The sequence below is a fragment of the Candidatus Nitrospira allomarina genome, assembly GCF_032050975.1.
Classification (GTDB): domain Bacteria; phylum Nitrospirota; class Nitrospiria; order Nitrospirales; family UBA8639; genus Nitrospira_E; species Nitrospira_E allomarina.
Genome location: NZ_CP116967.1, coordinates 3,297,492 through 3,320,062, shown reverse-complemented (window position 1 = coordinate 3,320,062; position 22,571 = coordinate 3,297,492). Strand labels below are relative to the sequence as shown.

Below are 22,571 nucleotides of genomic sequence, written 5' to 3'. Positions count from 1 at the left end.
ATAGTCATGAAATTATTGACTTCTGAAATACTGGAAATCCTTGAAGACGGGAAACTCCAACGGTTGACCTATGCGGGGCTTCTTGCGTTTCATCAGGGCGATGCAGTGTGGGGAGCCAGCGTCGGGTATCGCGCCATGCAAGCGGCGGGTTGGGCTCTGTCTCATGAGCAATTATGGGATCGAAAGGGTTTATTCGTTGTCAGCGCCCATCCGGGTCCTGGTGTCCGTGATGCCATCGAGTTTGTGACACGGTGTGTGAGTCGAAAGCGGTTTCAATTACTCGATCCTCACCAACCTGCTGTATGCAATCAGCCAATGCAATTCCGTTGGTGGGTCACCCATCACGATCGAACGGTTGACGTGGAACTCAAAAAGGGATTTGTCCCTGCACAATTTTTCGAACTCCTGGAGCGGGTGGGATCGGACCGGGAAACGCCTTCAGACTCTCTCAATCTCGAAAAACTAAAAGCCGATCTCACGGAGCGGCTGTGGGATGAACCCTTCACGGCTCCTTTTGACCTGACCGCCAGTGGAAAATCCACTGTTCTGGACCGGTTCGCATGCACGAATTAGGGATCACTCGAAATATTGTGTCCATTGTCACAAAAAAGGCCGGTGGAGAACCGGTGAGGCGCGTGACGATCGCCATCGGTAAACTCAGTGCGGTATTGCCCGAAGCCATCCGGTTTTGTTTCGACATTGTCAGTCAAGGAACCGTGGTGGAAGGCGCTGATTTGGAGATCCTTGAAATTCCGGGAACAGCTGAATGCCGAACCTGTGGAACGCATTTTGAACTCGAGCAACTCTATGACCGATGTCCGTGTGGTTCTGTCGACATCACGCGGCTCACGGGAGAGGAACTGCTTGTGAAACACATGGTGACAGCCTGATGTGTACGACCTGCGGATGCTCTGATTCAGCCAATCCAAGAGTGACAAACTTGCAAGCCGGGCATACCGATAAAACCATCCATTCTCATTCCGATCACTCTCATTCCCATAATGCCCATGATCATGGGCACCACCATCACGAGCATGAGCTTGATACTCACCATGACCATCAACAGGAACACGAAACCACGGTTCACCTGGAACAAGCCATTTTAGCGAAAAATGATCGCCTGGCTGAACGAAATCGTGGATGGTTTCTCGGCAGAAATATTGTGGCCCTCAATCTCGTGAGTTCGCCGGGCTCAGGTAAAACGACCCTACTCGAACGCACGATTCATGATTTGAAAGATGCCATGCCCATTTCGGTGATCGAGGGGGACCAGGAAACCCAATTTGATGCCGAGCGCATACGAAAAGCGGGGTGCCCGGTCATACAAATTAATACCGGAGCCGGGTGCCATTTAGAAGCCGACATGTTGGCACGAGGCCTGGAATCGCTGCAGCCTCCATCCAATTCACTCGTATTGATTGAAAATGTCGGCAATCTGGTCTGTCCTGCATTATTTGATTTAGGGGAACAGGCAAAAGTCGTGGTTCTTTCCGTCACAGAAGGGGAAGACAAGCCGTTAAAGTATCCGCACATGTTTCAACATGCCAGCGTCATGATCCTGAATAAAATCGACCTTTTGCCTCATCTCACCTTTGATGTCGCAACATGCCTGGAATTTGCTCATAAGGTGAATCCTAATCTTCAGGTGTTTCAGGTTTCGGCCACGACTGGCAAGGGTCTTCATCACTGGTATGACTGGGTGACTGCACAGATCAACGCTTCAAACCGGCAGGTGTTCGCTAATGGTCAGTGTATTGGGGCTCGGGTTTCTGGTGGGAATGGGACATGCGATCGAGGCCGATCACGCGGCGGCGGTCTCCACACTCCCGACCAAAAACTATTCGGTGGCGAACACGCTTAAGCAGGGATTGACCTGGGGCTAGGGCATACAATCACTCTTCTGTTGTTTGGCTCGATGGTATTCCTCCTGGAAGCTACGGTTCCGGAACGACTCGCCAACTGGCTGTAATTGGCCGTGGGGGTGATGCTGGCAGGGCTGGGAAGCGATGGGTTACGGAAAATCATACCAGGTCGCATTCATATTCATGTTCACCATAAGTTGGCTTCACAACGGGCTGCAGGTCTCCATCGCCGCGCTCACGATTGTCCTTGGGCTGATGCTGATTTACACGACAGGCTCCAGCCTCCTGATTTAACATTTCGTTCCCTCCCAAAAATCGGACATTATTCTCTCCTGACCGTAGGTTCAATTTTTTTGTGAGCTTCAGCGGGCTCAGGTAAAAGGATTTAATCTAAGAATACGCAATCCGTAATCAGAATTTACTCCTCGAGTGTTGAGATGTCTCCGGGATCCTGTCCGAGCTCCTTGGCCTTTAGGACGCGGCGCATGATTTTCCCGGAACGGGTTTTGGGAAGCGACGGGACAATTTCAATTTCCCGGGGGACGGCGATCTTGCCTAATTCCCCTAAAACATGATCCTGCAAGCTTTTGATGAGATCGGGCGTTTCCTGCTGCCCTTGCTTAAGGATGACAAAGGCTTTGATTTGTTCTCCGGCGGTCGGATGCGGTTTGCCGATAACGGCGGCTTCCACCACCGCTTCATGGCTGACGAGGGCGCTTTCGACTTCTGCGGTACCGATCCGGTTCCCGGCGACTTTCACGACATCATCCGCCCGGCCCATAAACCACAGGTAGCCATCTTCATCTTTATGGCAGACGTCGCCGGCGGTGTAGACACCGGGGATGGTATTCCAATACAGGAGATAGCGGTCCGGCTCGTTATAGATGGTACGCATCATCGATGGCCAGGGTTTTTTAATGACGGCAAAACCACCCCCATGCTCCACCGTGTTGCCTTTGCGGTCCATGACATCCGCTTCGATGCCTAGAAACCCACGGGTGGCAGAGCCTGGTTTGAGCGGAACGCAGGGGAGGGGTGTGACCATGATCATGCCGGTTTCCGTCTGCCACCAGGTATCCATGATGGGTTTGGTTCCACCGGTCACCCGATGGAACCATTCCCAAGCTTCCGGATTGATCGGTTCACCCACCGACCCTAAAATCTTGAGGGAGGAGAGGTCGTATTTTTTCGGCCAGTCTTCTCCAAATTTCATGAGCAGCCGAATGGCCGTTGGAGTGGTATAGAAAATCGAGACGCCATAGCGTTCAATGAGATCCCACCAGCGCCCGGGATTGGGATAATCGGGTTTGCCTTCTGCCGTTAAAATCGTGGCTCCGTTTAAGAGCGGTCCATAGACGATATAACTATGGCCGGTGACCCACCCCGGATCCGCCACACAAAAATAGACATCTTCGTCTTTAAGGTCGAAGACATATTTGGTCGTGATGTAAGTGCCCACCATATAGCCGCCATGAGCGTGAACGACCCCTTTAGGTTTCCCCGTGGTTCCTGAGGTATAGAGAATGTAGAGCGGAGTTTCGGAATCAAGCTGTTCGGCATCACATTTTGGAGATTGGTCTTTGAGCCAGGCTTCCCAATCCAATTCTTTCGGGGCTTGTAGAGGGGAGGCTGATTGTTCCCGCTGAACCACGATGACTTTTTCCACGGTCGGGCATTTGGCAACGGCTTCATCGACGACCGGTTTGAGGGGAATTTTCCGACTGCGGTCATACCCCACATCCGCGGTGATGACCACCCGCGCTTCGCATGCCTCTATGCGAGCCGCTAATGCTGTGGCACTAAAACCCGAATACACCACCGTATGGATCACTCCGATGCGAGCGCAGGCCAGCATGGCCACAATTTGCTCGGGGATTTTCGGAAGATAGATGGTCACCCGGTCGCCCTTGTTGAGGCCCAGGCTTTTGAGGGCATTGGCGCACTTGTTGACCTGCCGGTATAACTCGCCATAAGTCAGAATTCGTTCCTGGCCTTCTTCTCCGACCCAGATGACGGCCACTTTGTTTTTTCGCCAGGTTTGGACATGGCGATCGAGACAGTTATAGGCAATATTGCAGGTACCTCCCACGAACCATTTGGCCCAGGGATAGTTCCACTCCAGGACTTTATTCCAGGGGGAAAACCAGTGGAGTTCCTTGGCAATGCCGTCCCAGAATTTTTCAGGATTCGCAATGGACTGCTTGTAGGCGCTTTCATAATCTTGAATATGGGCGTTAGCGGTGACGTCGGGTGAGGGAGGAATAACCCGGGTTGATCGTTGCAGTGTTTCAATATTTTCACTCATCAGGTTTGTTCCTCCTTAGTTACGCACTTGGGACACCATCAAGGACCTGTTTTCTCAGCGAGAATGCTGATAAGCCCATTATGCTGTCCTTGGCTCGTTGCTTCAAGAGGGCAGGGATTAAAGACCGTGAAAAAGTGGTGAGCATTGAAAAGGGTTTGGAGGCTATGAATAGGAGAATCGTCTCTGACCGCAGGGCGGTTGGGACTTTTATTTAAAATGGCATTGAGATGGATGAGAGGAGTTCAGATGGATTTTTTTAATTAAGTGCATGGCGGGGTTTGGCGAGTTGGGCTTGGAGATGTCCATATTTCGCAGCGTAATCCTGTTGACTCCGGCGAATGACCTCATGGGCTTCTTCGCGGCCATACACATGTGTAATTTCGCAATTCTTTTTTTGGGAGCCGGGAGCATCTTTGTAAGTCAGGAAGTAATGCATGAGCCGTTCCACAAAGTGGACCGGACAGGCTTTGATATCTGTCCATTGTTCATGGAGCGCATCACCCTTGAGGACGGCCACAATTTTATCATCGGCTTCATCCCCATCGATCATACGCAAGCCACCAATCGGAATGGCTTGGAGCAAAACATCTCCATGGATAATGCTTTTCTCAGTCAGAACGCAAATGTCTAATGGATCCAGATCACCGACGAGGCCAGGCCGATTGGTACATTCGGCACTGAGTGCTGCGACAGATTGCCCGCAGTAAGTTTGAGGAATTAGTCCATACAGCGTGGGGCACACATTGGAATAGCGCTGGGGCCGGTCCACTCGTAAATGGCCGGACTTTTTATCCAATTCATATTTGACCGTGTCCGTGGGCACAATTTCGACATAGACCGTGACGGTGAGTGGTGCCTCTTCTCCTATTTCGACACCGTGCCACGGATGGGATTTGCAGGGGAATCCAAAATTTTGCCAAGGGGAGAAAAATTCCTGTTCGTTCATGAAAATTTTTCCAGGTTTGGGATGAGTGAGTCCGGTAAAGGCGCAATGACTTCCACTAGGTTTCGGTCTGAACCTGCTTCATCTTAACCGGCCACCCCTGCCGGGGAGGTGCAGTTAAGGATTGAACAGGAACCAAGAAAAACAAAACAGACGGGTACCCTATCGGGAGCAGAGTTACGGCTGGTTTGTCTGAGGTTGATGGGCGGGGTGAAGCCAATCAAGGAAGGTTTTGACGGGATTAAAATTGGCGCGGGGAATTTCTACGAAGATGGTAATCCAATGGGCCATTCCTCCATTCCACAAGCCTGGCCATTCCAGGGCTTTGAGGGGACGACCCTGGTAGGATTTCATGCCGATGAAGCCGGTTCCGGGATCGACGTACTCCAGGAGGTTAAAAGGATTACCTTGAAAATCACGAACTCCGCAGACCAGATCAACCGGATTGAAATGTGTTCCGGAGGCAAAGAGTTTTTGTTGGGCTTCAGAATCGGGATTGACTTGGGATTGCTCGACGATTTGCCTGGACGGGGCGTCCTCGGGATGCGCAACCCAAAATGGCCCTCCGCCCGGATCGCCGGTATTGGGAACAACACCACAGACACGGATGGGCCGATCTAGATACTGCTTTAATAATGTAGCTTGATCGGGAAGCGCCAATTCTCGATACGACTGGGGAAGTGGAAGAAGGAGTTCTTGCAGGATACAGGCTTCCGCCTGATGGACGCTTTTCGCATCTGCGGGGAGCGAGCTGAGTTGGGCTATATGGTGAAACACCTGTTGTTGTAGCTCAACCAGGTAGCCTGCCAATGCCTTTCTCCATGTGACAATCGGATCTTTCAAATGATCGGGGACGACGTTGTCGATATTGGAAATGAAAACGATGTCTCCCTGGTGGTCATTTAAATTTTCCAATAGCGCACCATGCCCTCCCGGTCGAAAAACCAGAGTGCCATCTTCGCCACGAAATGGCTGGTTATCAGAGCCCAGAGCGACGGTGTCGGTCGACGGTTTTTGGAAGGAGACCGTGCAATCAAGTTTCCACCCCTGTTTTCCCAACCTCTGTTGAATGGTATGCAAATGGGTTTTAATGGCCTGTTCATATTGCGGAGAAACGGTCAAATGAATCTTTATTGAATTTAGTTGATTGGGATGATATCTGATGGCTTCGTAAATATGTTCTTCGAGTGCAGTTCGGGGACCTTCCGGATAGCGATGGAAGGAGAGGAGGGCCTTAGGCAATTCGGCATAGCCAAGGCCTGGTGTCTTCAGGACCGCTTGAAGAATCGTATTGATATCATGTGTATGCTGATCCGTTGGAGGGGGTTGTCCCTGCCCATGGAGATACTGTTCTAAATCAGGAATAAACGGGAAATCCTGTAAGCGCGTCCAAGCCTGATCGACAGCGTGGGGAAGAGTGGGTGTCTGATTTGAAGGGGATTCGGGTGAGGCCTCCTGGGACAAATATTTGAGGAGGTCATTGAACATCCGGGTGGCGGCTCCGGATGCAGGAATAAATTTACTGACTCGGTCCGCCTGACGGGCCGCTTCAAATTGTTGTTGGTATTGGGAGAAGTGTTCCGGCCGGAGTTGGACAATACCATCGTTCAACTGGCATGGACGAATGATGGTGATCGGAGGGACTCCATGACGCAACCGCTGAAGTTGTGATTCCACCTGGAACGTGGAAATCCCGCGGCGTATTAACTCAAGATGATCCTCAGGTGTAAGCATAGTGTTTTTTTTTAATCCCGTTTGTACTGTGCCTGCTTAGAGATCACACCAGACAAGAGTTGTGTTTCATGATGAAAAATGTCAAAGTTTTGATACACTCGATTTGACAAAACTCCAATTGTAAAGTCTCATGACGTCTCTGTCATGCTCATGAACTCATTCAAGGAGAACTATCATGATACAAAGCGTTAAAACGTTTCAAGGTCTTGCGGCATTAGGAGTTTTTCTGTTGGGGATTTCTTCCGGTTGTACCTTCAAGGCCACACTCGATACCACTTCGGATACCGCCACCAATTTTTTGTCCTCCACCTCCGGCAAAGCCTGGTGGACGGAAGATGGGCTTGTCAAACATGGCGAACATGCCCGAGCTTTTGTGGTGACCAACCATGACGTCCTCCTTGAAGAAATCGCCCAAGGGCACGGGGAATATGTCCAGGCCTTCGGGACCATTTTAGGTGTCCCATCTCATTACCAGGCTCACTTTCAGGAATTGATTCAAAACGAGTATCCCGTCCTGGTTGAGATACCCATTTTCCTTGGAGATGATCAATTAAACAGGTTTATCGGTCATGCCAAGCAGGCCGGAATTGATTCTTCGTCCTCAAACCTTTAACCCGGGTTGGGTTAACATCCCGGGCACGGGGTGTTGGCCGATTGAGACATTCATCATGAGCTAAAAAAGCACCTAGGCTATTAAAAGGATGGAGGACAAGGTCAAGGCTCTGCCCCTCCTTTTAAAAAGCCCAGGCCAATCTTTACCGCACGTCTGGTGATTTCCGCCCATTTGGCTTCTGGATATTCCGCCAAGGCCTTGGCGGCTTTTCCATCCTGAATGTCGAGTTCTTTCACCCGGATAATGCCATCCTCAATTGTTACATCAGCCACAATACATCCTCCTTGGTTTCCTGCATGTCTCGAATAATGATGAATGAAATTCGATGTGAGGCAGGGTGAGATGGTAAAAAGTTCAATTTTCTTGACAGGTTGTAGGTCCAATGCTAGCATTTTCTTAGCCCGTCTGACAGGAAACTCTGATAAAAATTTTCTTAAAAAAGGTTAGGGTACCCTAATGAATGAACAAGGCCATGATATGCGTCGAATTGTTCTTCGCATCGGAGGGTGTGCTCTTCTCGCTTTCATGCTTGTGGCATGTGGAGGTCCTCCCAAGTGGGTCCAGGAAGGATCGGGTGTGATGAATGCCGATGATTCCAAGTCTATTTATGGTGTCGGGGCTGTCGTCGGAGTGAAAAATGAACCGCTCGCTTGGGAAACTGCTGAAAATCGCGCGCGCGCCGAGTTGGCAAAAACTTTTCGTACCTATACCGCCTATTTGATGCAGGACTATGCCGCTTCAACCTCTGCGGGGAATTTCACCAAATCAACGGAAGAGCAAAACGTAGAACGGGCGGTCAAGACCTTTTCGGCTGTGACCCTAAATGGAGTTCGTCCCATTGACCGTTACAAGGACGACGAGACTTCCACATATTATGTGTTGACCAAGCTGTCTTTTGCGGAGATGAAGGAAGCGCTGCAACAAGCGCAGGAACTGGACGAAGAGGTTCGGGATTTTGTCCGCAAAAACGCTGAAAAAGCCTTTAAAAAACTGGAGCAGGAAGAAGCCAAGCGCCCGGGAGGGCTTTGACACAGATAATTGGCGGCTTTTGGCCTTCTTGGTTCATCATCACAAAGGAATCATCTTGCTCCCCATCACTCGATTGATCAAATCCTGCGCGGTTGTTGTCTCCTGCCTCTGCCTTCTCTTATTGGGCGGATGTGGAAAAGAAAGAAAGGTGACCAGAGTAGACCCCGGGGTCGTCACCGATTTTAGTGGTCGGTGGAATGATACGGACTCAAAGTTAGTGGCCGAAGCCATGATGAAGGAAATGGTGAGCAGGCCCTGGTTGGAAAACTTTACGAATCAACACAATCGAGTCCCGACGGTGATTGTCGGGACGATCCTCAATAAAAGCCATGAGCATATTGATGTGGGCACCTTTGTGACGGACTTGGAACGGGAAATGACTAATTCCCAACGAGTGCTATTTGTGGCAAGTCAACGGGATCGCGATGAAATTCGTCAGGAACGACAAGAGCAAGCGGTTCATGCCAGGGAAGATACCCAGAAACGCCCCGGGCAGGAACTGGGGGCTGATTTTATGATGAAGGGCACGATTAGTACTATCGTGGATGAATCTGATGGGGTCAAAGGAATTTATTATCAGGTTGATTTAGATCTCATCAATGTTGAGACGAATGTGAAATCCTGGTACGGACAGAAAAAAATCAAAAAAGTCGTCGAGCGGAAACGGCTCCTCTTTTAACGTAGGGTCATCCAATCCCCTTCCGTGACGTGCGGTTGGTTGTTCGGTCCTTCTCTCCCCTTGGCTTTAATTGTCAGGGGTCTTGTGTTTCACTAGCCCACCTTGGCCAACGTGCCCTCTTCCCCATGAGAGTTGAACCGAGAATCCTCTTGCTTGCCCTCGGAGCTATCTTGTTTGTCGGGTGTAGTGGCCCTATGTCCCACTATGCCAAGGTAGAGCGTAGTCTGGTGGCAGGGAATTCAGCCCAGGCTGTTACGATTATTCAATCGGCAGAGGCAGACTATGGAGACAAAAATCACTTGCTCTATTTACTGGATCAGGGCATGGTGCTCCATTTGGCCGAACAGTATGTTGAAAGCAATAAAGTCCTGGAAGAGGCGTATACTCTGGTTGAAGACTTATATACCAGGCATCTGCGAGACGAGGCCTCGGCCCTGCTCGTGAATGAGGCTCAACGGCCCTTTGAAGGGGCTCCTTATGAACATGTCATGATTAACGTGGTGAAGGCGCTGAACTATGCGGCCCTCCAACAGTGGAATGAGGCGTTGGTGGAGGGACGGAGGATTGATCACCGTCTCAATGTGCTTCATGACAAGGAAGAGGGAAAGGAGACCTACCAAGAAGATCCGTTTGCTCGGTATTTGGTCGGGCTGCTCTATGACATTACCGGCGATCTCAATAATGCCTATGTCGGATATCGAAAGGCTGAACAAGTTTATGAGGACAGTCGGGCGTGGTCCCATGTTGTTTTTCCGGATATTCTGAAAGCTGACCTGATTCGAACGGCCGAACGATTGGGCTTGTCTGATGAAGTCCAACAATATCGGGAGAAATATCCGGAAGTCAGTATTGCTTCAGTCTCAGATGGCCTCTACTCCCAGGCCCAACTCATTGTGATCAGTTACCATGGCCAGGGACCTAAGAAAGAAGATGTCATTATTGATGTTCCTGTGAGTCTAGACGCCTTGTACCTGGTGGCCCTTACCAAGCCCTGGTTTGGCCGGAGTACTCGGGACACCAGAGGCGGGGAGTCTCTGTTGTATGGCATTCACGGACAAATCGCGCGAATTGTCTTGCCCCGGTTGACGGTGAAAAAACCCTCGTTAGCCCATGATGTGATCGAAGGCACAAATCAGACTGCCAGTTTTAAAACCCAATCGGAGCGCGTATATGATATTGCCGCCGTAGCCGAAAAAAACCTGTCCGATGATTATAATGGACTCGTGCTCCGGGCAGTTGCCCGATCCGCCATGAAAATGGCGGCGGCTGAAGGCATCACCATTGGGGCCAGAGCGGCCGCTGGCCGGAACAATCAGGATTGGGTCGGCTTGTTAGTGGGGTCGATTGCCAGAATTTTTGCCCTGGCCACAGAAGAAGCCGATATTCGATCGTGGCGAACTCTTCCAGGCGAGCTTCAGTTGACACGACTCTGGGTTGAACCGGGTGACTATTCCGTGGCTATCCAGTCCATGGATTACCGGGGACGGAAGGCTGGAGAGTCTCAACATCATCGGCTTCAACTTATGAAAGGCGAAACCACGCTTGTCATTCACCAGAGTTTCCAATAAGCAATCATGAATATCCTGAGAATAGTGATATGGAGTGGAGTATGCATCCTAGCCGGAGGCTGTGCCTGGTTTGGCAGGGAGACTCCGCCTGAATGGATCATGTCGCCTCACCAATCATACCCCGCTGAACGATATCTGACCGGTATTGGAGAAGCCGAATCCCGTGAGCAAGCTGAAAAAAGGGCGTATGCCGCCGTTGCCAGAGTATTTTCTGCGCAGGTGAACACCAAATCGATGGACCATGAAACGTATTCCATTCAAGAGTCCGGGGGGGGGAGTCAAACTCGACGGGAGTTACAACTCGACCAACGGACACAGGTGACGACCAGCAAAGCCCTGGAAAATGTGCAGATATTGGACCTCTGGTATCAGCCGTCTACCAGACATTTTTGGGCTTTGGCGGGCCTCGACCGGCAACAAGCTGAGAAAGCCATTCTGGAACGTTTACAGGAATGGGATACGAAGATTGAGAATATGATGCATCAAGGCCGAACGCATCCTCAGAAAATTCAACGCATCCGAGGCTACAAAGAGGCCATGATTTTATTAGCTGATCGGGATGCCCTCAATACAGATCTCCGGGTGATCCGTACCAGTGGAGACAGTCTGCCACCGTCTTATCGTATCCCACAGGTCCAACGTGAATTCATGGATTTTGTTGCCCAAAATTTGGTTATTTCGGTAGCAATTGAGGGAGAATTCCATGAGGACATTGAACGGGCGATCTTGGAGGGGCTTAAGCAGGAAGGCTTATTAGGCCGTCCCGCCGATTCAAAGTCCTCGGAGATTGCGGATCTGGCTATTGTTGGGCAAGGACAATTTTGGACCGTGAATTTACCGGATCCCTTGTTCAAATATGTGCGATGGTGTGGCGATATCGATATCTATGAAAATCCTTCTCATCGACTTATCGGGGTGATTTCGGAGACGGGGCGGGAAGGGCATGTGACCGAAAAGGAAGCACGGATTCGTGCCAGCAAAGTCATGCAGGAAGTCATCTCCAAAGAAATCGCCCGTCTGCTCACTCGATCCGTGTTCAGTGTCGAACCGGATCCGTCACTGAGTCAGAGAGTTCCCAACGCCTGTTCTCACTAACACACGGTCTTATTGGTCCCTTTAAAGACGGCTCTTTTTTCTTTGTGAGGATGGGAGTAGATTTGGTGAGTCAGATAAATTGAGAAAAGGCTAACACGACAAATCTTGTTCCAGGCCCTGGAGAAGTCTTTCCCATTCTTGGGTCTTTCCGATGTGCCGGGACCGGCGGTTCCTCAACGATTCAATTGTGAAATCGGGCAAGGCCCTGAGCTCCTCCTGCGCTTCTTTCACCTTTTCATCAGCCTGTGCGAGGTATTGGCATACACCCTTGGAGGCCGGAGGCTGTCCTCCCGCTCGTTCAAAGAGTGCGAAAGCACGAAAGCCCTGTTCTTGGCCTCTAAAGAGGGTTTCTGCTGCTTGGAACAGAGACCGAGTCTGTTGGTGCTCTTCCTTTTGAGCGAGAATTTTTGCCATGAGAGCGGCCTTCCCAACGGAGAGTGCGGCCCCCTCAGGGTCTCCATTCGCAATCGCGTCTTCGGCACGTTGCTCAAGGCGGTCCATTTCCCCGAGCTCTCCGGTCATTTGTGTGGCCCCTCTTTCCGCATAGCCAACCATAAGGACCATAAAGAAAAGACCAATGCAGGTAAGTTGGGTGGGGACCAATCTCATGACGTCAGCTGATGGCCGTCAAGATGAATCTGGTTGATGGGGGAGGTTGGCTGAGATTCAAAATAGCTCTGTCTACTGAACCTGCCAATCCATATCGATTTGTTTATAGGTCCAGCTCGTGGCCTCGCGTAACTCAGCCATTTCTTTCGAATTGTCAAAAATCACCCAGATTTTGCTTTGTAGCTCATTAATCGGCCCGATAGACTTTTCATTTCGCAGTTTGCCCAAGCTCCACACGACCTCTGTCAGAACCGGGAAATCGATGTCCGAAGATGATTTAAGGTGGGGGAGGTTTTCAACCACATAACCAAGCATTGGCGGGGTGACTGAAGGGTCTCCGGTATGGGCACCAATTTCACCTAATCCTTTAGCTGCGGCCGCTCGAATCTTCGAGTCTTTCTGGGTTTGAAAAATATCCGTTAAGAGGGGAATGCCTTCGCTCCCCGTGCTGGAAAGCGCAACGATGGCCTCTTCTGCCAGTTCAGGATCCTGAATGAGTTCTTTTAATAGAGGCAGGGTATCGTGAGATTCCACTTGAGGCAGCAGGGATAAAATTCTTAACTTGCGTTTATTTGACGTCTGGGGGTTATTGAGTAGCTTGAACAGGCGGGCATCATGCCCCCATTCCGCAGCGAGCATAACAGGAAAATCAAATTCTTGAATCCGTTCGGCTAATTGTTGAATCGCATAAAGACCGGATTTTGGAGCGTGAGCGACCTTAGCGGCTTCGCCCGGATCCTCAAAGCTGGTTCGTGCTTCTTTGTACCACCCTAAGTCTCGTCCATCTAATTGATAGGAAAAGAGACAGGCCGGGCCTTTCCAGAGACGGGATGGGGCGCCGGAATGGTCCGCATCACCGCCCCCGCGAGTGGTTCCCGACCATTTTTTTACTTCTTCGCATTTGACGTTTACCCTTACATCGAATGGAGCATCGCGATTGCTTACCACGGTATAGCCCAATTCTTCTAAACGTTGCTTCACCACATTTTCAATGACTGTTCCATCGACTTTGCCCCGTTCCGTCAACGCCAGGACGTGAATCATAATCGTTTGAATGGCCTCGAGTTGCGCCTTTTGTTCTTGGTCGAGATACGTCCGTCGGGCAAAACCCTCTGAACCGAAAAGCCCAACGAGCAATACTATGGAGATGAATCCACATGCCGCCCATGTCCTCATGCCTGATCTCCCACCATATAATATTGTGAGGTATTAACTGAGATGGCCATCCAAGTCTATTTGTTTATAGGTCCAACTCGTAGCCTCCCGCAGTTCGGCCATTTTTTCCGAATTGTCAAAAATCACCCAAATCTTTTGCTGAAGCTCTCTCATGGGTTTTAGGGAACCCTCCCATCGTTGTTTGCCAATTGCCCAGACCACTTCAGTAAGAACAGGAAAATCTATATCTTCCGAAGTTTTTAATTGCGGTAATAGCGTAGACACATACCGTACTAAAGGGGGAATCGGACGGGGGTCTCCTGTTTTGGCCGCAATATCCCCCAAGGCTTTTGCCGCTTCGGCTCGTATGCTTGACTGCCGGCTGGTTTGGAATAAATCGATGAGCAAAGGAATGGAATGTCCTCCAGCGCCTGAAAGCGCATTAATAGTTTCTTGCTGCAAGTCGGTGGACTCGAGAAGTTTGGTCAGTTGCGGCAGTGCCTCCTCGGCATGCACGTCGCTAAGGACGGAAAGAATTTTCACCTTCCGGAGTTTAGGCGTGTTGGGATCATCCAACATTTTGAGCAGACGATCGATTTGACCCCATTCGGCCGAGAGCATAACAGGGAAGTCATATTCCGCGAGCCGTTGGTTGAGCTGGTCCATTGCATAGGCTCCGGCATCGTCAACCTCTGCCTTTTGAGCAGCCTGTCTGGCATCGGCAAATGTCGTGCGTACCTCTTTTTTCCATTGCAAATCATTGTTTTGGAGAAAATACGTCAAGAGACAAGCCGGCCCTTTCCAGAGTCGGTCAGGGGCATCAGCCAGTTCTACGTCTCCTCCGGTGGGGGAGGTGCCGGTCGAGGTTTTAGCCTCTTCACATTTAACTTTCACTGCCACATCGTGCGGCTGGGAACGGTCCGTGGTGACCATATACCCAATGTCTTCCAAGCGCGCCTTGACCGTGGCCACCAGGGGACCGGGGTCATACGTTCCTTTTTCCGTGAGGGCAAGGACCTCCACCAACACGGTCTGAGCCCTCTCTAATTGCGTTTTTTGCTCTGGTGTGAGGTGAATTCGGCGTGCCTCGGATTCAATGGCCCCGACACACAAAATTGCGAAAATGAGAAAAACAGGCCAGCGTGTCATGAGTAACCTCCTTACATTATCGCCAAGTTCAAACCCTCATGAGTCTCATGGGGGTATGACTTGGTTAACAGGAAGTTGAACGGAATTTCTTAAATTGTACCGTATATTAGCAATACGAGGGCAACATGGCAGCATCTTGCAATTCTATTGCTTTATAGGTCCAATTGGTGGCCTCTCGCAACTCAGCCATCTCTTCTGAATTGTCATGAATCAGCCACACTTTATCCTGTAGCTCTGCTATTGGCTTCATAGAGTGGGCCCATCGTAATTTGCCAATCGCCCAGACCACTTCAGTGAGGAGGGGAAAATCTATATCTTCAGAGGTTTTCAATTGAGGTAAGACTTCGGAAACATATTCCACCAATGGGGGAATCGTACGGGGATCTCCCGTCCTGGCTGCAATATCCCCCAAGGCTTTTGCCGCTTCCGCCCGCATGTTGGATTGAGGACTGGTTTGGAATAAATCGATGAGGACCGGTATGGAATCGGCTCCGGCGCCTGAAAGCGCATTGATGGTTTCTTGTTGCAAGTCGGTGGACTCGAGAAGTTTGGTCAGTTGCGGGAGGGCGTCTTCCGCATGCACATCGCTGAGGACGGAAAGAATTTTCACTTTCCGCAGCTTGGGTGTCTTGGGGTTATCCAGCAGTTTGAGCAGGCGGTCAATTTGACCCCATTCGGCCGAGAGCAGTACGGGGAAGTCATATTCCGCGAGCCGTTGGTTGAGCTGGTCCATTGCATAGGCTCCGGCATCCTCAACCTGGGCCTGCTGGGCCGCCTGCCTGGCATCCGGAAAGGTCGTGCGCACTTCCTTTTTCCATTGGAAATTGTTCTGTTGGAGGAAATACGTCAACAGACAGGCCGGCCCTTTCCAGAGACGGTTGGGTGCATCAGCCAGGTCCACATCCCCGCCGGAGGGAGAGGTGCGGGTCGACGTTTTAGCTTCTTCACATTTAACTTTCACTGCTACATCGTGCGGCTGGGAGCCGTCCGTGGTGACCGTATACCCAATGTCTTCCAGGCGCGCCTTGACCGTGGCCACCAGAGGACTGGGGTCATACGTTCCTTTTTCCGTTAGGGCAAGGACCTCTACCAATACCGTCTGGGCCGTTTCTAATTGAGCTTTTTGCTCTGGGGTGAGAGGAATTTGGCGGGCTTCGGCTGCCATGCCCCAGACACCCATAATCGCGAAAATGAAGAAAACAGGCCAGGCTTTCATACCTTCCTCCTTGCTTCTAATTTTAAATCATTGTGGACTGCAACGTAAGCGAAATGGCAACGGAACAAACGGGTCTAAACCAATTTACAGGGTTTCATAATATACTCTTCACCTAAAGGGAGGGGCAACTCAATGCCGCCCGGAAAACTATGCACCGGGTAGCCCGGGCAAGCGACTAATGCGCTACCCCCAAGCAGGGGGGCGTATTTGAAAAGGGTTGTTGTTCAAATGGATATTTTTTTTGAAGCCGTTCCTAAAGGGCATTGAATTGTGGGAAATATTGTTAAGAGATTCTGTTCATATTCTCTGGAGTGAAGTTGAACCGCTTTCAGCCTCCGGCTATACTCGGTGGATGGGGCAATCACCAAAGTTTGTATTTTTAGGGGCAGGCAACATGGCGGATGCCTTGGTGACCGGAATTTTGAAAGCCCATCTTGCGTCTCCTGCCAATATTTCTGTTACCGATATTTCCTCAATCCGGTTAGAACATTTTCAGAAGACCTTTCAAGTTCATGTGGGATCTGAAAACGCTGATGCAGTGAAATCAGCCGATATCATTGTTCTCTGTGTGAAGCCTCAGGTTATGGATACAGTGCTGGAAGAGATCAAAGAGCAGATTTCTCAGGATCACTTACTGATTTCCGTCGCAGCGGGGTATCCTTTAGCACGCATTCAAGAGCATGTTGGGAGAAACATTTCCCTAATTCGTGCGATGCCCAATACCCCTGCGCTCATTCAGGAAGGTGTCACGGCTTTGGCCGGAAGTTCAGGGATCTCCCCGGACCACCTTCACCTAGCTCAATCAATCTTTGAATCGGTTGGCAAAGTCGTCATGGTGGAGGAATCCTTAATGGATGCCGTGACGGGCTTGAGCGGAAGTGGCCCTGCCTACATCTATCTGGTAATTGAAGCACTCACAGACGGTGGGGTCCTGGTCGGTCTTCCACGAACAGTAGCCAGTGTCCTTGCGGCACAAACAGTATTAGGAGCGGCCAGGATGGTAATTGAAAGTGGCGAACATCCTGCCGTACTTAAAGATCGGGTGACGTCACCGGGTGGGACAACGATCGCGGGTCTTCAACACCTAGAAACAGGGGGGTTACGGGCGACCTTAATGGAAGCCGTCAAAGCTGCTACGGCTCGATCTTATGAGCTGGGTCAATAATGATCTGGGGGGCGCTGACGTTTTCCGCGTACATTCTCATAATGTTTTATTGAAAGGAGTCTACGGTGCAGTATTGGGTCAAGGTTACCTTTGTTGATAATAAAGAATTAGAATTCCAGGATGCTATTCGCCATACTATCAGCGATGATATGGAAATTCTTGAAATCGATACTCCCAAGGAAGTCACCATCATCCCCTTGAGGCAAATTAAGTATTTTTCTTGTGACGCTGGTGTCTTTAACAAGTCATAAGGTAGAAACCGTTCGATGGGATTAGAAGTCTCTAAATATTCTGATTGGATTATCCGAAAAGATTAGTAAAGTAATGTTTGGATCCTATCCGTTACATAATCGAATTTCTTATTTAAAGGAAAATGTAGCAAATATTGATATCGATTCGACAACAGAAGCCGATAGGTTGTGTTTTTTTATAAGGGATATCGGGGGAAATTCTCCTTGCCTAATTCCCCTCTTTATGCCACCATAATCTTATCCTGTAACCCAACGTGGATATTCTTCCATCAATACACCCAGCACAATTGTTTAGTATGACGATTCGTTGTAGATGCGGAAGGAATAATGGCGGTCATGGAAACAATTAAAAAGGTCGGTAAACAAATCGGTCTGGTTATGGCCTTTTTGGGAGTACTGTTGATCCTTTGGGAGCTTCCCCATCATGATCGGAATTTCCTCTCCCATCAGGAGCGTACTGCGCAATTAGGAACAAACCTGCCCGCGTATGAGGTAAAGACCTTTTTGCGGCATATTGAGACTAGGCTGCCTTCCTACCGTGAAGAATTTCAGGAAGCTGAAAAAAAGTCAGGTATTTCATGGATGTTGTTGGCGGCCATGGCCTACCAAGAGTCTCAATGGAATCACAAGGCCGTCAGTCCCACAGGGGTTCGAGGAATTATGATGCTCACACGTTCCACGGCTTCGGATCTGGGAATCAAAAACCGGCTTGACCCGTCCAAAAGCATAGCAGGTGGGGCTCGCTATCTGTCTTATTTGCAGAAGCGGGTTCCTGACCACATTCGTATGCCGGATCGCATGTTTTTTGCTCTTGCGGCCTACAATGTCGGTATGGGACATATTAACGATGCTCGATTGCTTGCTGAGCGTTTAGGTAAAAACTCCAATCAGTGGGATGACATTAAAAGCATTCTTCCCCTCTTAGCCCATAAGGAATATTATCAGGACCTGCCCCATCGTTATGCCCGGGGCTGGGAGCCTGTAAAATATGTCAAGCGGATTCGAGCCTATCGGAACATCCTTCAACAGGTTGTGAAACGTGAGGCAAAAAGCTCGCAAGTGGATATTTAACTCCTTCATTTTCAGCGTCTGATATTTAGCCTTACTCCTTGGTCTATTCCCCTTGTTTTAGTCTTTTCCATTCACTTTTCTCCAGTTGGTTCGCCCATCCAGAGATTCTGAAGTGAAGCCATGCCGGGCAGACAGTTTTGCAAAAACAGAAAACAGTTGTTTCGAGATCTTGAAAAATGAAACGATAAATTATTCGGGGAAAAGAATCTGAAATTTAGGGCGTCTGGGTCCCAAGTGATTCATCTGGCCGGGCACGTTCAATGGATAATGCGGTATCATTTGGCAAAACTTTGGCCTTAATCCTATCCCCAAATTTAAAGGACTCAGAGAGGGTTGTTTCAGCAGTAACTTCGATACGAATTTCTCCTCGATCCCCTCTGACAACATAAAGGTTTCCATCAATCATTAGGATCTCGGCCACAATCGTACGAACTTTTGGAGACACCTTTGGAGCAGTCGTTGCTGTGTCCTTTTTGGAACCTGTGGGTTCTGTTTCGGGGGTACTTACAACCGGAGGTGCCGTCGGAATCGAGGCCATAGGGCTTTCCTCCAAGCGAATCCCAGGAGAATCATCTGGGCTCGCGCGAACAATTGATAATGCCTGATCTTGTGGAGTGACCCTTGCTTTGATCCGATCCCCAAACTTGAAGGACTCGGATAACTGGGTTTTGGGAGTCACTTCAATTCGAATTTCTCCATAGTCGCTTCTGATGATATAAAAATTTCCATCAACCATTAAGATGTCAGCAACGATAACCCGCACATTCGGCGATACTTTTGTCGGGGGGGGGGAGGGTTTCGATTTAGCGCCGGGAGATGGAGTGGATGGAGGAGCCGGGGTGACGGGAGCTTTACTTGTTGTCCCAATCGGTTCCCCTGGTTGTGCTCTAGTGATGGCAATAGCCTTGTCGTCCGGTAAAAGCACTGCTTTGATACGATCACCAAATGTGAATGACTCCGCCAGTTGAGTTTCCGGGGTGACCTCGATACGAATTTCTCCACGTTCCCCTCGAACCACATAAAACCCGCCATCGACCATTAGGAGGTCCGCAACAACGGTTCTGGTTTTTGGAGGTGGGGAAGGTTGAGAAGAGACTTGCGCTAATTTTGCACCATCACCTTCAGTGGCAAAAAGGGCTTGAGGGCTTAGCAATACAAGAGAGGTTACAAGAATCAACAATGATTCCGTAACAATGCGAAGAGGCCTGAATGTCGGAAAGTTCAAAAGCTTCATGCTGGTGGGTCAGGAGGACATGTGAAGTTTTTGTTTTCGTGGTGCCGAGGCGCAGAATCGAACTGCGGACACCAGCCTTTTCAGGGCTGTGCTCTACCAACTGAGCTACCTCGGCACACTCCTAGAACCATTAACTTCGACCAGATTTTATAACACAAAGGCTTCTTCATTTTCCAATTAATTATATCAACTATTTCCTGTTTGGAGGATTTGAAATTGGAAAAATTTATAAACATCACGCCCAAGGTGGCGCGGGCTCAGAGTCTTATGTTTGTGAGGAGTGACGCGATTTTTATTACCAAGTGAACCGGAGGAACCCTCCGTTGTAATCCGGGGCATTGATTGAGGGAGGGAGAAGAAGAGGTTGTTCCCGCTTGAGTTCCAGGGCTTTTGGCAAATTCTCTGAAGGAACGACCGATTGAAAAGCCTGAATGCTATGCATTTCGAATCCGAATTCGATGCCTGGCAGTTTTCCTGGTGATTTCAGATGAAACAGAGAGCTGTTTTGCGATTGATTTTTTTGGAAATGGTTCTGAGAAAAGGTTTCGCCCAATAACCTTTTCTCCCAACCTTGCGTCTTTCGCCAGTCAATTGACCTTTTTCTAGTCGAATTGTCCACTGAAACCTGGTCACCAGCAATCATTTCTTCAGAATTCAGGGCTGCCTCAACCGTTGAAACTTCCACAGGAAAGAGGATAGAGCATGAAGTAAATGAAACGAATGTGCTTGCTAGAAACAAAAGATTGGGTATTTTTTCTTTCACCATAATGAAACTCCCAAATTCTTCGATGCCCAAAGGTACTCTACCATAAAATTAAGGCCATAGTGATCGGCACCGTTAATTTCTTGCGGTTTTCAAGAAGGTGCCCATATCTTGCTCAATTGTGCTTTCGCCGCACGCAGGCTTTTCAGGAGCCCTTTTTTTCTATACCTCAATGCTCGGATTCAGAGGGTTTCGACTTCTTATGAAGGTTTCTGGACAAATTCGAAAAAAAATGATCCGGATTTACCCGCTAGGCGGGAGACAAAATTTGTGGCAACGTTGGCTGCTAGCTTTAAAAGTGGCGAGATGCGTTATGAGTTGCATGGATGAGCGAGTAAAATAAACCGTTATCTTAAAATTTCAGGTGACACGTTTTGATTCCCTGATATCAAATATTTTAATAATAAACCGGGAAGGTTCCTGGCAAATCATCTTTCTTCTCCATGGCCGCCTTTACCGAACAAGGACGGATATTTCTATGTAGGATTAGGCCTCACGGTACGCGATAGGAGGAACGTGTGGATCAACTCCACTCCAATGTTTTTTGAACAGAGGTTAACCCTTCCCTTAATTTGATACATGCTCGATCGGGTCGTGCACAATTGTTCTTCAGGAGGAAGTCATTGTCCGCTCAGTCCAATCCTCGCTTCCTTGACGGTTTTTATAACTGCCAGGTATTCTCAACACTGTTCCGTCCATAAAATATTGTTACCTCCGGAAAACATAAGGCTATGCAAACCAATAAATCTCAAGATGAGCTTGAAGTTTCGGGAGAAGAGGCAGAGCTTTCCCCTGAGGAATACCTGAAACCCTTGCTTCAACGAGCCAAACAGGCTGCCCGTCCATTGAGTGGACTGAATGCCTTGAAAAAGAATGCGGCGTTAATGGCTATGGCTGATGGGCTGGAGGCTGAAGAAGAAGCGATCCTTAAGGCCAATGAAGAAGATCTTTCAGCATTCGAAGAGAATCCCTCACGAACGGCTATGGCTGATCGACTTCGCTTAACTCCAGCCAGAATTGCCGATATGGCGGCGCACATTCGCGAGATTGCGCAGCTACGGGATCCAGTTGGCGAATCGATGGGGTTCTGGCAACGACCCAATGGAATGAGAGTCGGTCGAGTGCGTGTGCCGATTGGGGTAATCGGGATCATTTATGAATCACGCCCCAATGTGACCGCTGATGCGGCGGCCCTCTGTCTTAAATCCGGCAATGTGTGTGTGCTGCGAGGGGGGTCCGAGGCGCACCATTCCAATTTGGCTCTTGCGACGATTCTTGGGGAAGCGGCCCAAAAGGCTGGAATTCCAGAAGGAGCCATTACCTTTATCGACAAGACTGACCGCGAGGTCGTTCTTGCTCTGCTCAAAAGCCACCGGTTTGTTGATCTCATCATTCCTCGTGGTGGCGAGGCGCTGATGGACACGGTCACGCAGCACTCTACCATCCCGGTGATCAAGCACGACAAAGGCGTTTGCCATATTTATGTGGATTCAGATGTGGATCTGGCCATGGCCCAACGAATCAGTTTCAACGCAAAGGCTCAGCGTTGCTCGACCTGTAACAGCATGGAAACTCTTCTGGTGCATGAGAAAGTGGCCAAAAAATTCTTGCCGCCCTTAGCCGAAGAATTTATTGAGGCAGGAGTGGAAATGCGGGGATGTTCGAAAACCTGCCAAATCCTTTCTCAGGCCAAACCTGCCCAAGAAGACGATTTCGGCAAAGAATTTTTATCGCTCATTGTGGCGATCAAAGTGGTGAAGGATATGGAAAGCGCCATGGACCATATTCACCAATATGGTTCACGTCATACGGACTCTATCTTGACCAATGATTATGATCGGGCTCTGCGATTTTTGCGAGAGGTGGATTCCAGTACCGTGATGGTCAATGCCTCGACCCGCTTGAACGATGGCTATGAGTTTGGGTTGGGTGCCGAAATTGGGATTAGCACAACCCGGATCCATGCTCGTGGTCCCATGGGGTTAGAAGATTTAACCTGTTCGAAATATGTGGTATACGGTTCCGGTCAAGTCCGGGAGTAAGGGCCCGATCGGTTCGATGCAGTGTTCTCAACATTTGTTTCTCACACCAATCCCGTCTTCCGTTTTTAATTTTTTTAGAGTCAATCTG

At 49.5% G+C, this 22,571-nt stretch carries 22 protein-coding genes and 1 tRNA gene; 12 read left to right on the top strand and 11 right to left on the bottom strand.

The genetic code is table 11. The features are described from left to right. Positions 1–6 precede the first annotated feature (6 nt). The 3 genes from PP769_RS14775 to hypB are packed head-to-tail and all read left to right on the top strand — an operon-like array spanning position 7 to position 1,861. Positions 7–573 carry a hypothetical protein gene (locus PP769_RS14775; protein ID WP_312641456.1) on the top strand — a complete coding sequence of 189 codons (567 nt, stop codon included), beginning with the start codon at positions 7–9 and terminating at the stop codon, positions 571–573. After that, positions 561–890, top strand: a complete 330-nt coding sequence (locus PP769_RS14770) for a hydrogenase maturation nickel metallochaperone HypA/HybF (RefSeq protein WP_312641454.1) — start codon at positions 561–563, stop codon at positions 888–890. Before PP769_RS14775 ends, PP769_RS14770 begins: the two co-directional genes overlap by 13 nt. After that, entirely contained in the window at positions 890–1,861 is a 972-nt protein-coding gene (hypB, locus tag PP769_RS14765; protein ID WP_312641452.1) for a hydrogenase nickel incorporation protein HypB, read from the top strand. Before PP769_RS14770 ends, hypB begins: the two co-directional genes overlap by 1 nt. A gap of 160 nt (positions 1,862–2,021) precedes the next feature. On the opposite strand, the gene PP769_RS14760 is transcribed toward hypB, so the two are convergent. From PP769_RS14760 to PP769_RS14745, 4 genes are all read right to left on the bottom strand, one after another. Next, positions 2,022–2,159 carry a hypothetical protein gene (locus PP769_RS14760; RefSeq protein ID WP_312641450.1) on the bottom strand — a complete coding sequence of 46 codons (138 nt, stop codon included), beginning with the start codon at positions 2,157–2,159 and terminating at the stop codon, positions 2,022–2,024. Positions 2,160–2,280: 121 nt separating this feature from the next. Further along, a complete protein-coding gene (gene acs / locus PP769_RS14755; RefSeq protein ID WP_312641448.1) occupies positions 2,281–4,167 on the bottom strand; it encodes an acetate--CoA ligase in 1,887 nt (628 codons plus the stop codon). Positions 4,168–4,423: 256 nt separating this feature from the next. Next, positions 4,424–5,113 carry an inorganic pyrophosphatase gene (locus PP769_RS14750; RefSeq protein ID WP_312641446.1) on the bottom strand — a complete coding sequence of 230 codons (690 nt, stop codon included), beginning with the start codon at positions 5,111–5,113 and terminating at the stop codon, positions 4,424–4,426. A 174-nt stretch (positions 5,114–5,287) separates the two neighbouring features. After that, positions 5,288–6,844 (bottom strand): DUF4301 family protein, encoded by a 1,557-nt coding sequence (locus PP769_RS14745; RefSeq protein WP_312641444.1) that lies wholly within the window; start codon positions 6,842–6,844, stop codon positions 5,288–5,290. A 175-nt stretch (positions 6,845–7,019) separates the two neighbouring features. Between PP769_RS14745 and PP769_RS14740 the strand changes: the two genes are divergently transcribed. Further along, complete coding sequence (locus PP769_RS14740) at positions 7,020–7,457, top strand: DUF3015 family protein (RefSeq protein WP_312641442.1); 438 nt, start codon at positions 7,020–7,022, stop codon at positions 7,455–7,457. Positions 7,458–7,558: 101 nt separating this feature from the next. Here the strand turns inward: PP769_RS14740 and PP769_RS14735 are convergent, their stop codons facing one another. After that, a complete protein-coding gene (locus tag PP769_RS14735; RefSeq protein ID WP_312641440.1) occupies positions 7,559–7,729 on the bottom strand; it encodes a hypothetical protein in 171 nt (56 codons plus the stop codon). Positions 7,730–8,036: 307 nt separating this feature from the next. On the opposite strand from PP769_RS14735, the gene PP769_RS14730 reads away from it, so the two are divergent. From PP769_RS14730 to PP769_RS14715, 4 genes are all read left to right on the top strand, one after another. Continuing rightward, a complete protein-coding gene (locus PP769_RS14730) occupies positions 8,037–8,486 on the top strand; it encodes a hypothetical protein (protein ID WP_312641438.1) in 450 nt (149 codons plus the stop codon). Between the two features lie 148 nt (positions 8,487–8,634). Continuing rightward, positions 8,635–9,165: a penicillin-binding protein activator LpoB gene (locus PP769_RS14725; RefSeq protein ID WP_312641436.1), complete on the top strand. Its 531-nt coding sequence runs from the start codon at positions 8,635–8,637 to the stop codon at positions 9,163–9,165. 194 nt (positions 9,166–9,359) lie between these two features. Then, positions 9,360–10,733, top strand: a complete 1,374-nt coding sequence (locus PP769_RS14720) for a COG3014 family protein (RefSeq protein WP_312641434.1) — start codon at positions 9,360–9,362, stop codon at positions 10,731–10,733. Positions 10,734–10,739: 6 nt separating this feature from the next. Next, positions 10,740–11,828, top strand: coding sequence for an LPP20 family lipoprotein (locus tag PP769_RS14715; RefSeq protein ID WP_312641432.1), 1,089 nt, complete (start codon positions 10,740–10,742; stop codon positions 11,826–11,828). A gap of 90 nt (positions 11,829–11,918) precedes the next feature. Here PP769_RS14715 and PP769_RS14710 read toward each other — a convergent pair whose 3' ends face one another. The 4 genes from PP769_RS14710 to PP769_RS14695 all read right to left on the bottom strand — a co-directional run bounded on the left by PP769_RS14710 (position 11,919) and on the right by PP769_RS14695 (position 15,957). Further along, complete coding sequence (locus tag PP769_RS14710; protein ID WP_312641430.1) at positions 11,919–12,437, bottom strand: hypothetical protein; 519 nt, start codon at positions 12,435–12,437, stop codon at positions 11,919–11,921. A gap of 72 nt (positions 12,438–12,509) precedes the next feature. After that, positions 12,510–13,613, bottom strand: coding sequence for a HEAT repeat domain-containing protein (locus PP769_RS14705; RefSeq protein ID WP_312641428.1), 1,104 nt, complete (start codon positions 13,611–13,613; stop codon positions 12,510–12,512). Positions 13,614–13,646: 33 nt separating this feature from the next. Beyond that, the gene (locus PP769_RS14700) at positions 13,647–14,741 is read right to left on the bottom strand and encodes a HEAT repeat domain-containing protein (protein WP_312641427.1); all 1,095 of its coding nucleotides are present in this window, start codon (positions 14,739–14,741) and stop codon (positions 13,647–13,649) included. A gap of 106 nt (positions 14,742–14,847) precedes the next feature. Then, the gene (locus tag PP769_RS14695) at positions 14,848–15,957 is read right to left on the bottom strand and encodes a HEAT repeat domain-containing protein (RefSeq protein ID WP_312641426.1); all 1,110 of its coding nucleotides are present in this window, start codon (positions 15,955–15,957) and stop codon (positions 14,848–14,850) included. 241 nt (positions 15,958–16,198) lie between these two features. Between PP769_RS14695 and proC the strand changes: the two genes are divergently transcribed. The 3 genes from proC (at position 16,199) to PP769_RS14680 (ending at position 18,444) form a co-directional block, all read left to right on the top strand. Beyond that, complete coding sequence (gene proC / locus PP769_RS14690; RefSeq protein WP_312641425.1) at positions 16,199–17,122, top strand: pyrroline-5-carboxylate reductase; 924 nt, start codon at positions 16,199–16,201, stop codon at positions 17,120–17,122. Positions 17,123–17,187: 65 nt separating this feature from the next. Continuing rightward, entirely contained in the window at positions 17,188–17,373 is a 186-nt protein-coding gene (locus PP769_RS14685) for a hypothetical protein (RefSeq protein WP_312641423.1), read from the top strand. A gap of 336 nt (positions 17,374–17,709) precedes the next feature. Then, positions 17,710–18,444: a transglycosylase SLT domain-containing protein gene (locus PP769_RS14680; protein ID WP_312641421.1), complete on the top strand. Its 735-nt coding sequence runs from the start codon at positions 17,710–17,712 to the stop codon at positions 18,442–18,444. Between the two features lie 214 nt (positions 18,445–18,658). Here the strand turns inward: PP769_RS14680 and PP769_RS14675 are convergent, their stop codons facing one another. After that, positions 18,659–19,678, bottom strand: a complete 1,020-nt coding sequence (locus PP769_RS14675; protein ID WP_312641420.1) for a hypothetical protein — start codon at positions 19,676–19,678, stop codon at positions 18,659–18,661. A gap of 39 nt (positions 19,679–19,717) precedes the next feature. Further along, positions 19,718–19,793 (bottom strand) — tRNA-Phe (locus PP769_RS14670). 1,379 nt (positions 19,794–21,172) lie between these two features. On the opposite strand from PP769_RS14670, the gene PP769_RS14665 reads away from it, so the two are divergent. Then, the gene (locus tag PP769_RS14665) at positions 21,173–22,483 is read left to right on the top strand and encodes a glutamate-5-semialdehyde dehydrogenase (protein WP_312641419.1); all 1,311 of its coding nucleotides are present in this window, start codon (positions 21,173–21,175) and stop codon (positions 22,481–22,483) included. Positions 22,484–22,571: the final 88 nt, after the last annotated feature.